This is a genomic window from Asticcacaulis sp. (assembly GCF_047605585.1).
GTDB lineage: Bacteria > Pseudomonadota > Alphaproteobacteria > Caulobacterales > Caulobacteraceae > Asticcacaulis.
In genome coordinates this window covers 234,519-249,252 of sequence record NZ_JASGFK010000002.1, presented here as the reverse complement: position 1 = coordinate 249,252, position 14,734 = coordinate 234,519, and the positions used below count along the sequence as shown (strand labels likewise).

Genomic DNA, 14,734 nt, shown 5'->3' with positions numbered 1-14,734 from the left:
TAAGAAAACGGCGTTCCATTGTTTTTAAAAGGGAATTTTCCCGCACCGCACAATCATCCTTACGTTAGGTCAATTCGCTTCAGGTGTGCCCGAATAGGCTTCCAGAACCGGCCCCAGGGCCACCTTGAGTGGGACCAGCCACGGTTCGAAACCTTGCCAGCCTTCGGTGCCTTCGCGGAAGATCGGCCGACGCACCTGCTCGCTGGAAGCGGTACGCACGGCCCGTTCTGTTTCATGGAAACGCAGGCAGCTGTTCTCAAATTCGAGACCGCAGGCGGCCAGTAGCGCCCTCACCTCGACCTCGGTATCATCGACCATGCGTTCATAGATGACACGATGCACACGTCCCGGCAGAACCGTATCGATGTGCGTCATCAGCCGTACATAGTCGGCATAGTAACGCCCCATGTCTTCCAGGCTGTAGCTAAAGGTCTGGCCCTTGGCGAAATGCTGCTTGAAGTTGGAGAAGCCGCAGGCCAGCGGATGGCGACGGGCATCGATGATGAGGGCGTTCGGCAGGATCAGGTGGATGAAGGGCACGTGCGCCCAGTTGTTCGGCAGCTTGTCGATGAACAGCGGTCGATCCGTTTTGCGCTGGATACGGGTGCGCGACAGGTAGCTTTCGCCCAGCGCCTTCAGCCGTTCGGGCGTCAGGTCGCCGATACGCACCGGATAGTCCTTGCCATCGCGCGCCAGGGCCGGAATATCCGGCAGTTCCGACGTACCTTCGACCTGGCTGTGACTGGACAGGATCTGCTCGACCAGGGTCGAGCCCGCGCGCGGCATGCCGAGGATAAAGATCGGATCGCGGGCTTCATGCCCCTGCCCGGCCCGTTCGGCAAAAAATCCGGACGTAAACAAGGCGATGCTGCGGTCGACAAAGGCCGTGGTCTCGTCCGCGTCATAATCGACGCTCTGGCGGCGCAGGGCATTGCCGGCGGCATAATGGGCGAAAGATGCCGCATAGGCCTTCTGATCCTCGCGCGCCTTGCCCAGCGCGAAATCGAGGTGAAAACGATCCTCGTCGCGCAGGTCCGGCTGCGTCAGGGCGCTTTCCATGGCGGCGATGTCGGCCTCAGTAAAGCGCACCGTCTTGAGGTTGGCCAGGCTCCACCACACCTCGCCCAGGGTCGGAGTCAGGGCCAGGGCCTCACGATAGGCGGCGATGCTCTCCGCCTGCTGGCCGACGGTCTTGAGCATGTGCCCCAGGCTCATCCAAACCTTCGGCTGGTTGGGCGCCTTTTCAAGTACGTCCCTGTACAGGCCGATCGCCTCCTCGAAGCCACCGATCTTGCTGAGCGCGGCCGCCTTGAGATTGTTCAGGCCCAGGTTCTCGCTGCCGGCGTCGATCAGCAGGTCCAGTTCGGCAATGGCTTCCGGCGCGCGATGCTGCTTGTAAAGCACGCTGGCCAGGTTGGCGCGCGCCGCCCCGAAGTCTGGCGCCAGTTCCAGCGCCCGGCGCAACAGGGTCTCGGAATCACGATAGCGGCCGATCCGCGCCGCCACCTCGGCCAGCATCCGGATGGCCGCCACATCGAACGGATCGCGTTTCAGATGGGCACGCAGGATCGGCTCGGCCACTTCCAGGCGGTTATCGTAAAGCGCCAGCGCGGCGTTCATCAGGTCGGGATTCTGCATCCCCTGCCGGATGGCGATCTCTTCAGGACGCGGGGCATTTTCAGGTGTGGCGCTCATGCCTGAATGTGTTCAATACAAAATCGGGCTTGTAAACCGAAATCCTTACGTCACAGATGGATTGCCACCTTACCGGGAATTGCGCTACGCTTCCGATGGCAAGACCTTGGGGGATATATGCGTAAAATCATACAGGCCAGCCTGGCAGCGCTCGCTGCTCTGACCGTTGCGAACAGGGCTCAGGCTTCGGACAGCCTGACCTATGCGCCAGCCGAAAACTGGGTAAAAACCATAGCCCTGCCGGCCGCCACCGACCCCGCCAAGCCAGCCGAAGGCATAGTCTCTGTCCTGCTTGAGAACGTTCAGGTCAGGCTGGATAATGCCGGCGTGAGTTCTTACAACGAATATGCCGTGCGTATTGAAAATGCCCAGGGCCTGCAGGGCGTCCAGCCCAGTGTTCTATGGAACCCGGATACGGACTCGGTCACCATCAACAAGGTCCATCTCATACGCAACGGACAGGTGATCGATCTGCTCGGCAAAGGACAGACCTTTACCATCCTGCGGCGCGAAGCCGACCTGGACAAGTCAATGCTGAATGGTTTCCTGACGGGGGTTCTGCAACCCGAAGGCGTCGAGGTCGGGGATATTGTGAACTACGCCTATACAATGACCCGCAAGGATCCGGTCATGCAGGGCAAGGTCGAAGGGCAGATCAACAACCTCTTCACCGACAATATTGTCGATCACATGGTGTTGCGGGCGGTCTGGCCGAAAGATCGTAATATCCGCTGGAAAGCGACGCCCGACCTGGCTGTCAAGTTGAACAGCACGGCAGAGGGCAATGAGCTTCTGATCGACATGACCAATGTCAAGGACCCAGATGCCATTCACTTTGCCCCGCTTCGTTTCAATCTCTCCGGGCATATCGAACTGACGCAATTCGCGAGCTGGCAGGAAATGTCGCAACAGCTGGCCCCGCTCTACCAGACCGCCGCCACCCTGACGACCGATTCGCCGCTGAAGACGGAAGCGGCGAAGATAAGGGCCGCCAATCCCGATCCCAGGGCTCAGGCGGCCGCGGCCCTGCATCTGGTCGAGGAACGCGTGCGTTATGTCTTTTTGGGCATGAACCTGGGCGGATATGTCCCGGCCAACGCCGATCTTACCTGGACGCGGCGCTTTGGCGACTGCAAGGGCAAGTCCGCCCTGCTTCTCGCCCTGCTGCATGAACTTGGTATCGAGGCAGACGCCGTATTGGTCAACAGCTATAGCGGTGACGGCTATGACAACCGCCTGCCCACGCTGGCCTTGTTCGACCACGTCATCGTACGCGCCAGAATTGACGGTAAGGTCTATTGGCTGGACGCCACGCGCTATGGCGACCGGGACCTGGAGAGCCTGTCCGTGCCCGATCTGGACTGGGCTCTGCCCCTCACACAGCCCGGCAGCGACCTGACCAAGCTTACCCCTCCGCCCGCTGACAAACCCTTCACGGAAACCTTTGTCACCCTGGACGCCACCGCCGGACTGGATGCCAAGGCGCCTGCACACCTGGAGCGCATCTATCGCGGCGACTTCGCGATACAGTTCAACCTGGCGGCTCACAGCATCACGGCAGCCGAACTCGACAAGCATTTGCGCGAGTTTTGGAAGGATGATTATGACTGGATCGAACCAGCCACTGTTTCCGCCTCCTTCGATCCGGCGACCGGAGAAGAGAAACTCGTCCTGGATGGCGAAGCGAAAATGGAGTGGGCGCAAGCTGAATATCCGCATGGCCGCCGTTATGAGACAGATGGATACGGTCTGGGCCGAAATCCGGACCTGAAGCGTGATCCCGGTCCGCACGCCCACGATCCCGTGCGATTGTCATACCCGTCCTACTCCGCCTCTCACGAAACCATTCGGCTACCGAACAAGGGCGTGGACTTCCAGGTGATTGGCGACTCCGTTGACGCCACCCTGGCCGGCGTAGCCTATAAGCGTACGGTCGCCATCAAGGACGGCGTCTTTTCCATGGATGCCTCCAGCCGTTATCTTCAGCGCGAAATCAGTTATGATGAGATGGAAAAGGCGACGAAGGAACTGAAAGCCCTGTGGGACAGCGTCGTATATGTCGAGGCTCCGGTAAACTACAAAGCCTCCGAGAAAGATGTCGCGGCCATTACATCAGGTGATCCCAAAACGGCCGATGAATATGCCGCGCGCGCCATGACGCTGCAGAGAAACAACCAGCTGTCCGCTGCCATTCGTGACTACGATGCCGCCCTGAAGCTGGAACCGAATAACGACACCATTCTGGCCCAACGGGGCAGCGCCAGACTTTTCAACAAGGACAGCGAAGGGGCAAAGGCGGACTTTGACGCCGCCATTAAGCTCAATCCCAGAGCCTGGCTTGCCTATAACGGCCGCGGCATGTTCTACATGAGGGATGGCAAGTATGCCCAGGCCATCGCTGCTTTCAGCCGCGCCATAGAGCTGAATTCCGACAATAACTATGCCCGCGAAAATCGCATTCGGGCCTATCTGGCGTCGGAAGACTATGATTCGGCCATTGAGGATGCCGAACTATATAACAGCCTGCAGCCTGACTCGACATCGGCAAAGGCTCTTCTGGCTTTTGTCTATGTTCACACAGGACAGCCGGAAAAGGCAGTTGCCATTTACGATGAGCGCATGAAGGCCGATCCGGCCAACGCCCAGTTACCGTCCGAACTCGGTGACATGCTGTTGTACTGCAGCCCCAGGCTGCCCGACAAGGACGCCTGCACCGCCCAGCACCAGATGGGCATTCATGCCTATGATGAGTCGATAGCGATCAAGCCGACCGCCTATGCCTATACGGCCCGGTCGCAAATGCGTGGCGCCAAGGATTTCGACCTGAAGATGAAGGACATAAACGCGGCCCTGGCCCTGGAGCCACAATCCGTATTTACCCTGACCGCGCGGGCCTCCCTTTATCTGAGCATGAAGGAATATGAAAAGGCGCGCGCAGACGTGGCTTCCGTTCTGGCCATAGACCCTGACTTCGAGCAGGCTTACCAGGTGCGGGCCACGACCTACGAACAACAAAACATGATGGAAGAGGCGCTCAGGGACTGGGACCACCTCATCGAAATATCCCCGAAAAATGCCAGTTGGCTGAACAGCGCCTGCTGGACGCGCGCGACTCACAATATCCAACTCGACAAGGCCCTCAGCCAGTGCGAAGCCGCAGCGGCTCTGTCGCCCAGGTCGTCTGCCATTCTGGACAGCCGCGCCTTCGTGAAACTCCGTCTGGGGCAATACGATGCCGCCATTGCGGATTATGACGCCGCCCTGGCCATTGAACCCAAGCAAGCGGATTCCCTGTACGGACGTGGCATAGCCAAACGCCGCAAGGGGGATATTGCCGGCAGCGATGCAGATCTGAAGGCGGCGCGGGATATCTATGCCGGTATGGACAAGATCTTTGCGGATTACGGCATCTATCCAGATAACAAGCCCCCCGCCCCTGTCAAACCGGCTTCCACAGACGGTTAATCAGTGAAAGCAACCCCGCTCTTTACAAAAATCAACGAATAGTGATCTGTAAATTCAGACATGTCTGTTTAGAGTCACTGAAAGACTGACAGAAAGAGCTGCCAAAATGAGCCTGGCCACAGGGCAAACCACGCCGCAAAACGACGCCACCACGCGCCACCTGCTGGTGGTCGACGATGACGACCGCATCCGCACCCTGCTGAAGGAGTTCCTGAGTCGACAGGGTTTCCGCGTCACCGCCGCCGCCCATGCCGATGCCGCCAAGCGCATGCTGCAACTGCTCGATTTCGATCTGCTGATCCTCGACGTCATGATGCCGGGCGAGGACGGGTTTTCTTTGTCGAAATGGGTCCGCACCAATTCCAATGTGCCGATCCTGATCCTGACGGCGCGCGGCCTGCCCGATGACCGCATCATGGGCTTGTCGCTCGGCGCCGACGACTATCTCTCCAAACCGTTCGAACCGCAGGAGCTGCTGCTGCGCATCGAGGCCATCCTGCGCCGTACCGGCGTCAAGCCCGCCTTGCCGAAATCGATCGCCATGGGTCCCTTCAGCTTCGATCTCGAACGCTCGGAGCTGAGCAAGAACGGCACCCTGGTCCGCCTGACCGAAGCCGAATCGCAACTGCTGAAATACCTGGCCGAGCGCGCCAATGTGCCGGTCGACCGCATGGACCTGGCCAAGGACAGCGTCGATACCACCGGCCGCGCCGTCGATGTCCAGGTCACGCGCCTGCGCCGAAAGATCGAACAGGACCCGAAAAACCCCCGCTATCTGCAGACAGTGCGCGGCAAGGGTTACATGCTGGCGCCGGATTAAGCCGAGGTGGCGCCTAAAAGAAAACTGCCGAAGATCAAGTTCTGGCCCGCCGTTCTGAAGCGGAAGTTCCCGCGCACCCTGATGGCGCGCGTCCTGCTGATCATCGTCCTGCCGATCGCCATCATGCAGATCGCGATCACCTGGATGTTCTTCGACAAACACTGGGAAATCGTAACTGCCAAGCTTTCCGAAGGCCTGGCGGGCGATGTTGCCTGGGCCGTCCATGCCTACGAAGAAGACCCGACCCCGGAGAACCTTCGCAAGATCAGTAATCAGGCTGAAAAGAGCATGCAGCTGTCGATCAGCCTGCGCAAGGACGTTCAGATTCCCAAATCACGCCGGGCCTCGATTTTCCTGGCGCTGAACCGCACCATGGACAAGGCCCTGGGCGATCAGCTGGACGAACCCTACTGGTTCGACACCACCTACTATCCTGGCTATGTCGATATCCGGGTACAGGTAGACGGAGGCATACTGCGCTTTATCGCACCAAAGGACCGCGCCTTCGCCACCACCGGCTATATCTTCATCTTCTACATGCTTGGCGCTACCATCATCCTGACCACCGTCGCCATGCTGTTTATCCGCAATCAGGTGCGCGCCATCGAGCGCCTCTCCCAGGCCGCCGAACGCTTCGGGCGCGGCGAGGACGATCCGGCCTTCAAGCCCTACGGCGCTACCGAGGTCCGCTCGGCCGCCCGCGCCTTTATCGAAATGAAGTCACGCATCCAGCGGCAGATCGAACAGCGCACCACCTTGCTCGCCTCGGTCAGCCACGACCTGCGCACGCCCCTGACCCGCCTCAAGCTCGAACTGGCCATGGCCACGCAGGATACCGCCACCGAGCGCATGAAGCAGGACGTGTCGGAAATGGCCTACATGATCGATGAATACCTGGCCTTCGCACGTGGCGAAATGGCCGAGGAAACCGAAACAGTCTCCGTCCAGGGCCTGATGGACAGCGTGGCTGACAGCGTGGCACGCGCCGGCCACAAGCTGGAAACCGACCCCTTGGCAGAAGACCAGCGCGTCAATATCCGCGAGATGTCAGTTCAGCGCGCCCTGACGAACCTGATCATGAACGGCTTCCATTACGGCAAGCACGTCCGTTTTCACGCCGAAACGCCAGATGCCGATGTGCTGCATCTGATCGTCGACGATGACGGCCCCGGTATCGCGCCGGAAAAGCGCGAGGAGGCCTTCAAACCCTTCTCTCGCCTGGATGAATCGCGCAACCAGAATATCAAGGGCGTCGGGCTGGGCCTGGCCATCGCCCGCGATATCGTACGCGGCCATGGCGGCGACCTGACACTGGACATCAGTCCGATGGGCGGCCTGCGCGCCGTAATCAGCCTGCCAATATCGGAAGCTTAAGCCGCCACTTCCACCAATTCGCGCGCCACGGCTTCGGCGATCTTGATGCCGTCAATAGCGGCCGAGAGAATACCGCCAGCATAGCCCGCCCCCTCGCCCGCCGGATAGAGACCCTGGGTATTCAGGCTTTGCAGATCCTTGCCGCGCGTGATGCGAATGGGCGACGAGGTGCGCGTCTCCACGCCGGTCAGCATGGCGTCCGGATCGTCATAGCGCCGGATCTGGCGGCCGAAGACCGGCAGGGCCTCGCGCATCGCCTCGATCACAAACGCCGGCAGGCACTGATCGAGATTGGTCAGGCGGACGCCCGGCTTGTATGACGGCAATACCTCGCCAAATTCAGTGGAGGCACGTCCGGCCAGGAAATCTCCCACCTTCTGTCCCGGCGCCTGATAGGTGGAACCGCCGGCCACGAAAGCCTGCGCCTCCAGCCGGCGTTGCAGTTCAATCCCCGCCAGCGGATGGCCGGGATAGTCGCGCTCCGGTTCGATTCCAACCACGAATCCCGCATTGGCGTTGAATTCCTTGCGCGAATACTGGCTCATGCCATTGGTGACGACGCGGCCAGGTTCGGAGGTCGCCGCAACCACGCGTCCGCCGGGGCACATGCAGAAACTGTAAACCGTGCGGTCGTTTCGGCAGTGGTGCGACAGACTGTAGGCCGCCGCGCCAAGGTCAGGGTGTCCAGCGCAGGCGCCGAAACGCGCCATGTCGATCCACGACTGCGGATGCTCGATACGCACGCCGATGGAAAACGGCTTGGCCTCGATAAAGACGCCGCGATCATGAAGCATAGAAAAGGTATCGCGGGCGCTATGGCCGACCGCCAGCACCACCTGATCGGCCTCCAGATAACCGCCATCATGGAGATGCAGGCCGCGTATCTGGCGCTTGTCATCCCCAGTGGCCTCAATGTCGATATCGGTCACGCGCGTCTGCCAGCGATATTCGCCGCCCAGCCCCTCGATGGTCTGGCGCATATGCTCGACCATCGAAACCAGCCGGAAGGTGCCGATATGCGGATGGGCCTCGGTCAGGATTTCCGGCGGCGCCCCGGCCTTGACGAACTCGGTCAGGACCTTGCGACCGAGATGGCGTGTGTCCTTGATCTGGCTGTAGAGCTTGCCATCGGAAAAAGTGCCCGCCCCGCCCTCGCCGAACTGGACGTTGGATTCCGGATTGAGCTCACTCTTGCGCCAAAGTCCCCAGGTGTCTTTGGTGCGCTCGCGCACCACCTTGCCACGGTCAAGGATGATGGGTTTCAGCCCCATCTGCGCCAGAATCAGGGCAGCGAACAGACCACAGGGCCCCGCGCCGATGACCACAGGCCGGCGCTTCGAGCTATTGGCCGGCGCATGGCCGATAAAGCGATATTCGGTATCCGGCGTCGGCTTCACGGACGGATCACCCGCCAGCCGCGCCAACACGGCGGCCTCGTCCTTCAGGACCACATCAACCGAATAGATCAGCAGGATGGCCGACTTTTTGCGCGCGTCATTGGCCCGGCGCGCGACCTCGAACGACAGCAATTCGGCAGCCACGACACCCAGGCGCTGGCAGATGGCGGCCGGCAGGGCCTCCGGTGGATGGTCGAGCGGTAGTTTCAGTTCGGTTATACGCAGCATGGCGGTGCTTTACCGGCAATGCCCTCGCTGTGCAACCGGGCGCAAAAAAAGCCCCGCACGAATGCGGGGCCAAGTTTGAGCACACTTGAAAAGATTTAAAATTTCGCGGCGACGCCGACGCGATAGGTACGGCCGTAGAACTCATTTTCCACCAGTTGGTGCGAATTACCGATATAACGGCGCCATTGGGCCTCGTTCAGGTTCTTGCCTTCGACAAAGACCTGCCAGTTGGCATTCACCGCGTAAGCGATCTTCATATCCAGCTTGCCATTGGCAGCGGTATAGATGTCGGTCGCCTTGGTATCGCCCAGGGTATCGAGATATTTAGAGCGATAGGTATAGGCGATACGGGCGTTCCAGCCGTACTTTTCGTAGGTCAGTTCGGCCGTGCCGGTCACATCCGATGTATTGATCAGAGCCACATCTTCCGTGCGGTTCGGCGCCCCATCGGTGCTCGAATCCTGCACAGTCAGGTTGAACGATGTGCCGAGACCGTCAAACGGCGCCGGCAGCATGTCGTACTGCATGATGTAGTTGAATTCGACGCCCGAAACCTTGGCCGACTTCAGGTTCTTCGGCTGGGTCACCAGCACATCATTATAGACGACACCATTGATCGTTTCATTTTCGGCCGTGTGACCGGTCGAGAAGATCGGATTATCGATCGACTTGTAGAAGGCGGCGACCGAGATCATGCCCTTATTGGCGAAGTAGTGCTCGTAACCGGCATCCAGATTGACCGAGGTCAGCGGCTTCAGGTCAGCATTGCCCAGTTCCAGCTCTTCGGCATCGCTGTCGTAATAGACGGTCGGCGCGAGATCGACGTAGTTGGGACGACCGATCGAGGTGGTGGCGGCGAAGCGCACCAGCGAATTGCCGCTGAAATCATAACGGCCAACCAGCGACGGGAAGAGGTTCGTATAATCCTTCTTGCCGAAGCTGTTGAACGGCACATTCAGCCCTTCCACCGTAGTGATAGTGGCGGCATCGAAAGACTTCGCGGCGGATTCATTCGAAGTATGCTCGACACGAACGCCCGGAACAACGGTCAGGCCGCCGTTTTTGATCGTCGCCTGCACATAACCAGCCGTAACCGTTTCGCTGACATCGTAGTCGCTGCCCAGTTCGCCGGCAGCGGTATCGGCCCATTCCAGATTTTGGTCGGTCAGGACGCCCGCAGCCTCGGCGGCGGCCAGCGACTTCAGGAAGTCGACGGTCGGACCGAAGTTGTACTTGCCGTTATAAAGGGTAGCGCCGGTATAGGATTGATAGTCGGCGAGCGACAGGTCCGAATCCGATACGTCATACAGACGATATTCGACATTAGAGCGCTTGTGGCGGTCCGAATATTTCACGCCCATTTTGAAGGTGGTGTCGCCGCCGAACAGGCTGGTCGGCAGGGTATAGTCGGCCGAACCCTGGTTCAGGATTTCGCGATAGTGGTCGGCTTCCAGCTCGGCTTCATCCGCCACATAGTCCGAAGCGTCATAGGCCAGGGCATTCGGCGTCACCGTATACAGGACATCCGACAGATCGTAGGAGCCCGAGGCATCCTTCTTGCCCTTGGTCACATAAGAGAAGTTGTAACGGGGATCATCGTCCTTGATGGCGGTCGAGTTGGTGACGTCCACTTCGAGCTTGCCGGCACCTAGGGTGAATTCACCGCCCAGATTGACTGTCGAGATATGCTCGTCTTCATAACGGTACTTGGCGTCGCGCTTGGCGACCTTGCCGGCAGTGTAGTCACCGGTGGTGTCGGTCTGGTCGCTGTAGGTCGCTTTGGAGAAGGAAACACCAAACTGTTGGCGTTGTTCCATATCGGTGAAATGCGAGAACAGGGTGTGCGCCCAAAGATGGATGTCATCGTTCGGCTTGTAGTCGAAGTTCAGCGCTGCGCCCTGGCGATTGCGAATGACGTAATAGTCACGCAGTTTCCAGGCATCCGGCACGACGTGGCCATTGTCATTGACGTCTTCCCAGGATTCGCTGCCTTGCAGATTGTCAGAGGCTTGCGCACGGCGCGACGCATTGAGAGCGGCCACGATACCGAATTCACCGTTCGCGCCAAAACGCGTTCCGGCGGTCAGGTCGGCATCGTAAGAGGTCTTTTCGTTCAGCTCGATATAGCCGGCGCTGTAACGCGCGGTCAGGAAGGGCTTCTTGCGGTCGAAGGCGGTGAGGGTCTTGACATTGACCACGCCGGCGATGGCGCTGGCGTCGTATTCGGCAGTCTGGTCCTTGATCACTTCAACGCTGCCGATCAGGCCGGTCGGGATCGTGTCCATCTTCACCGAACGCGTATCGGTTTCGGGGGCAGCGGCATCCTGGCCATTGATGCGTACGGCGGCGAGCGCCGGATCCAGACCGCGGATCACGACATAGCGGCCTTCGCCCTGGTCGTCGGCCACGGCCACGCCCGGCATACGCGCCACCACTTCAGCAACGTTCTGGTCCGGCAGCTTGCCGGCGTCGTTGGCGGTGACCACTTCCTTGGTGACCAGCGCGGCCTTCTTCTGGCCCATCGACTGGCGCTCGGCGTTGCGCGTGCCGAAAACGACAACCTCGACCGGCGCATCCGCAGCGGCAGCCGCCGTAACCGTGTCCTGCGCATGCGCTGACAGGGTAAAGGCCAGCGGTGTCATCGCCGCACCAGCAAGTAAATATTTCATGTAAGTCATTTAAAGCCCCATACTGATAAAAATTTACAGTTCACCGAATGTAAATTTTTGCTATCAACCGAATATGGACGCTAATAGGGACAGCAGATGATAGATTTCGGAAAGTTTTATTACAGTAATATGACAAAGCGCTTTGTATTAATAAGTGTTGCTGCTTTGTCAGCCTGCGCCCCTATACATAAGGAGCTGATATCAGATTCAACCCTGGTCTCTCACGGAACCGGAACACCGTTATTCGCCTCTGCGGAAACCGAAGCGGTGGCCACGCATAATCTCGACAGTGCCGATGATCCGGAAATCTGGGTCGATGCAAAAGATTCGAATCGCGCCCTGATCTATGCCACCGACAAGAAGGCCGGGCTTTACAGCTACGATCTGAGCGGCAAGCAGGTCCAGTTCCTGCCGGTCGGCCCGATGAACAATGTCGATCTGCGCAGCGGCCTGACCATCGCCGGTCTGCCCGAAACGGTTATCGCCGCCTCCGATCGCGTCAAGGGCGGCGCGGCGCTGTTCAAGCTTGATCCCGTCACGCTGCAAACCACCTATTGGGGCTTCGTGGCCATGCCGACCAGCGAGGCCTATGGCTTCTGCATGGGCGTGACCAAGGCCAACCAGTTGACCTTCGTCATGGTCGGCAAGGATGGCGATATCACCCAGTCGGTTATCACCAGCGACAATGGCCAGCCAAAGGGTGAGATCGTCCGGCAGTTCCCGGTCGGCAGCCAGTCCGAAGGCTGCGTGATCGATGACACCCCCGGCCGTCTTTATATTGCCGAGGAAAACACCGCTCTGTGGCAATACGATCTCGATCCGGCCAGCGGCACGGCGCGCACGGCGGTCGAAACCCTGCCGTCGCAAAAGCTGGTGGCCGATATCGAAGGCCTGACCTTACTACGTGAAGGCCCGCAAACCTTCCTGATCGCCTCATCCCAGGGGGACAGCGCCTTTGCCGTCTGGCGCGTGGAAGGCGAAACGCCGGTCTATCAGGGCCGTTTCTCCGTTTTTGCCGGCAATGGCATAGATGCGGTCACCGGCACGGACGGCGTAGCGGCGCTGGGCGGTCAGGTCGGCCCCTATGGCCGTGGCGTGGTGGTAATGCAGGATGATTCCGATACCGACGGCGAAACCCCGGCCACGACCCGTGTCCGTCAGAACTTCAAGATCGTCGACTGGAACTCGGTCCGCGACGCTCTGAAGATACAATAAGCCTGAAGATACAATAAGAAAGACGAAAGGCGGCTGTCAAAACAGCCGCCTTTTCATTAGCCCAGTTCCTTCGAGCGTTTGTGCGCTGCCTCGACCGAGGCCAGGATCAGTTCGTCAAGCCCTTCTCCCGGCTTGCAGAGAATATTGAGCGCTGCCTCAGTCGTGCCGCCAGGCGAGGCCACCTTCTTGATCAGGGCATCCGGCTCTTCGCCGGTTTCATCGAGCAGACGCGCCGCCGAAATCAGCGTACCGCGCGCCAGGTCGCGGGCATGGCTGGAGGACAGGCCATTGGCGCGGCCAGCCTTTTCAAGGGCCCGCACGAAGGCATAGACATAGGCCGGACCGGAACCGGAAACAGCGGTGGCCGAATTGATCTGGTCCTCGTCAGCCAGTTCGACCGTCTGGGCCATGGGCGCGAACAGGCCGCGCGCCGCATCCATACCGGCGGCCGTATCGGCATACAGACTGGCCACGCCTTTGCCGGTCGCCACACCCGTGGTCGGCATAACGCGGGCGATCGAATGATTAGCGAAAGCCTGCTTGAGCTGGGTCGTCGTGACCCCGGCCATGACCGAAACAAAGACCACGTCCGGATTGATGTTCGGCTTGAGGATCTGCGCCACGGCGTGCCAGCCCTGCGGCTTGACGGCCAGGATGATGGTCTTAGCCCTGTGCCAGGTCTCTGGCTGCGGATTGAGCTGGGCGCCATCGGCGGCATAGGCTTGCGCTTCATCGCCAGGCTTCAGGTCCAGGATCATCACATCGGCAGGGGTGACATGCCCCTGGACGCGAAAGCCTTTCAGGATCGACGAACCGAGCGCACCAGCGCCCACAAGCAGGATCGGTTTGGCGAGACTCATGTGTGGGAATCCTCAGACAGAACAGGTCTGTCTTAATAAGCGTCACAAATCATTGGCACAAGCGCCCAAAGGGCCTTCGAACGCTAAAATCAGGCCTCGCCGCGCGTTTCGAACAGGCAGGCCGCGAAGGCATCGGACGCCGTATTGACGCCCTTGAACCAGAAATCGAAGGCCGGGAAGAAACGATCGACCGCTTCGGCGGCACTGTTGATCATGTGCGCGCTGATGGTCACCGAGGTCCGGTCGAGCGGATTGAGCGCGACGGTATGGCGGAAAATGACATCATAGCCACCCTGCGACGCGCCCTGGCCATCGGCGGCTTCCGTATCGCGGAAGACCTCGAAGTGGCCGAACCAGACATGCGAATTGATCAGGCACAGCAGCTCGTAAAGCCCTGCCAGGCGGTTTTCCGCCAACGGCTTGCCGACACCGCTCTCGACATCGAGCGAACAACAGAGTTGCAGGCATTCGCCTTCCGGCCGCCACGAGAACCACATCTCGTAGGTGCGCCAGTCCCCCGCCAGGGCAAAACCCAGATCGCCTTCCGGCGTGCGCTCAAATTCCAGACCTTCCTCGGTCAGGATGGATTCCACCATGTCGAGCGGATCGAACGGGGCATCGCTGTCGAGAGTTTGCGGGGTATTCATGTCAGTTTTCTTTGAGAATTAGTCTTGCGGCAGGTCGACGTCTGGCTTTACGACCTTGCCCTTTGGTTTTACCGACAAGGCAGCAACCATCGCACGCAGTTCGGCAACCTCGGCCTTCAGAGCGTCCATTTCATCGCGGCGCACCAGATCCATATCAGCCACGAAGCGATCGCCCTGCGCGCGGAAGGCGGCCTTGGCCTCTTCGCCCGCCGCCTGAGCCAGCGACATGGCGCCCGTGGTCATCTTGGCCAGTTCGTCGAAGAAGGGATTTTGGCTTTGCATGGCGGAGGCTCCATTGAAGATCAGGTGCCGTCTATATAGGCCCTTATCTTATTTCCAACAAACTTTTCATGATTCTGGCGAG

The 14,734-nt window shown here is 59.6% G+C and carries 10 protein-coding genes; 4 read left to right on the top strand and 6 right to left on the bottom strand.

The annotated features are described in order from the left end of the window. Positions 1 to 69: 69 nt before the first annotated feature. The gene (locus QM647_RS06945; protein ID WP_414994779.1) at positions 70 to 1,695 is read right to left on the bottom strand and encodes a sulfotransferase; all 1,626 of its coding nucleotides are present in this window, start codon (positions 1,693 to 1,695) and stop codon (positions 70 to 72) included. 117 nt (positions 1,696 to 1,812) lie between these two features. Here QM647_RS06945 and QM647_RS06940 point away from each other — a divergent pair, with 117 nt between their 5' ends. The 3 genes from QM647_RS06940 (at position 1,813) to QM647_RS06930 (ending at position 7,354) form a co-directional block, all read left to right on the top strand. Next, positions 1,813 to 5,160: a tetratricopeptide repeat protein gene (locus QM647_RS06940; RefSeq protein WP_414994778.1), complete on the top strand. Its 3,348-nt coding sequence runs from the start codon at positions 1,813 to 1,815 to the stop codon at positions 5,158 to 5,160. Between the two features lie 106 nt (positions 5,161 to 5,266). Next, complete coding sequence (locus QM647_RS06935) at positions 5,267 to 5,980, top strand: response regulator (RefSeq protein WP_414994777.1); 714 nt, start codon at positions 5,267 to 5,269, stop codon at positions 5,978 to 5,980. Between the two features lie 81 nt (positions 5,981 to 6,061). Continuing rightward, a complete protein-coding gene (locus tag QM647_RS06930) occupies positions 6,062 to 7,354 on the top strand; it encodes an ATP-binding protein (protein ID WP_414995217.1) in 1,293 nt (430 codons plus the stop codon). Here the strand turns inward: QM647_RS06930 and QM647_RS06925 are convergent. Continuing rightward, positions 7,351 to 8,979 (bottom strand): NAD(P)/FAD-dependent oxidoreductase, encoded by a 1,629-nt coding sequence (locus tag QM647_RS06925; RefSeq protein WP_414994776.1) that lies wholly within the window; start codon positions 8,977 to 8,979, stop codon positions 7,351 to 7,353. The two genes, QM647_RS06930 and QM647_RS06925, sit on opposite strands and share 4 nt — an antisense overlap. Before the next feature lie 95 nt (positions 8,980 to 9,074). Beyond that, positions 9,075 to 11,648 carry a TonB-dependent receptor gene (locus QM647_RS06920; protein WP_414994775.1) on the bottom strand — a complete coding sequence of 858 codons (2,574 nt, stop codon included), beginning with the start codon at positions 11,646 to 11,648 and terminating at the stop codon, positions 9,075 to 9,077. A gap of 96 nt (positions 11,649 to 11,744) precedes the next feature. Here QM647_RS06920 and QM647_RS06915 point away from each other — a divergent pair, with 96 nt between their 5' ends. Next, positions 11,745 to 12,863, top strand: a complete 1,119-nt coding sequence (locus QM647_RS06915) for a phytase (protein ID WP_414994774.1) — start codon at positions 11,745 to 11,747, stop codon at positions 12,861 to 12,863. Positions 12,864 to 12,919: 56 nt separating this feature from the next. On the opposite strand, the gene proC is transcribed toward QM647_RS06915, so the two are convergent. The 3 genes from proC to QM647_RS06900 all read right to left on the bottom strand — a co-directional run bounded on the left by proC (position 12,920) and on the right by QM647_RS06900 (position 14,652). Continuing rightward, positions 12,920 to 13,723: a pyrroline-5-carboxylate reductase gene (gene proC, locus QM647_RS06910; RefSeq protein WP_414994773.1), complete on the bottom strand. Its 804-nt coding sequence runs from the start codon at positions 13,721 to 13,723 to the stop codon at positions 12,920 to 12,922. Positions 13,724 to 13,812: 89 nt separating this feature from the next. After that, positions 13,813 to 14,370: a YbjN domain-containing protein gene (locus QM647_RS06905; protein WP_414994772.1), complete on the bottom strand. Its 558-nt coding sequence runs from the start codon at positions 14,368 to 14,370 to the stop codon at positions 13,813 to 13,815. An 18-nt stretch (positions 14,371 to 14,388) separates the two neighbouring features. Then, a complete protein-coding gene (locus QM647_RS06900) occupies positions 14,389 to 14,652 on the bottom strand; it encodes an accessory factor UbiK family protein (RefSeq protein ID WP_414994771.1) in 264 nt (87 codons plus the stop codon). Between the last annotated feature and the right edge of the window lie 82 nt (positions 14,653 to 14,734).

What these genes read in the sequence shown, in the direction of transcription:
- QM647_RS06900 (WP_414994771.1), bottom strand. Translation starts at nt 14,652, where the DNA reads ATGCAAAGCCAAAATCCCTTCTTCGACGAACTGGCCAAGATGACCACG.
- QM647_RS06945 (WP_414994779.1), bottom strand. Translation starts at nt 1,695, where the DNA reads ATGAGCGCCACACCTGAAAATGCCCCGCGTCCTGAAGAGATCGCCATC.
- proC (WP_414994773.1), bottom strand. Translation starts at nt 13,723, where the DNA reads ATGAGTCTCGCCAAACCGATCCTGCTTGTGGGCGCTGGTGCGCTCGGT.
- QM647_RS06930 (WP_414995217.1), top strand. Translation starts at nt 6,062, where the DNA reads ATGGCGCGCGTCCTGCTGATCATCGTCCTGCCGATCGCCATCATGCAG.
- QM647_RS06925 (WP_414994776.1), bottom strand. Translation starts at nt 8,979, where the DNA reads ATGCTGCGTATAACCGAACTGAAACTACCGCTCGACCATCCACCGGAG.
- QM647_RS06940 (WP_414994778.1), top strand. Translation starts at nt 1,813, where the DNA reads ATGCGTAAAATCATACAGGCCAGCCTGGCAGCGCTCGCTGCTCTGACC.
- QM647_RS06920 (WP_414994775.1), bottom strand. Translation starts at nt 11,648, where the DNA reads ATGAAATATTTACTTGCTGGTGCGGCGATGACACCGCTGGCCTTTACC.
- QM647_RS06905 (WP_414994772.1), bottom strand. Translation starts at nt 14,370, where the DNA reads ATGAATACCCCGCAAACTCTCGACAGCGATGCCCCGTTCGATCCGCTC.
- QM647_RS06935 (WP_414994777.1), top strand. Translation starts at nt 5,267, where the DNA reads ATGAGCCTGGCCACAGGGCAAACCACGCCGCAAAACGACGCCACCACG.
- QM647_RS06915 (WP_414994774.1), top strand. Translation starts at nt 11,745, where the DNA reads ATGATAGATTTCGGAAAGTTTTATTACAGTAATATGACAAAGCGCTTT.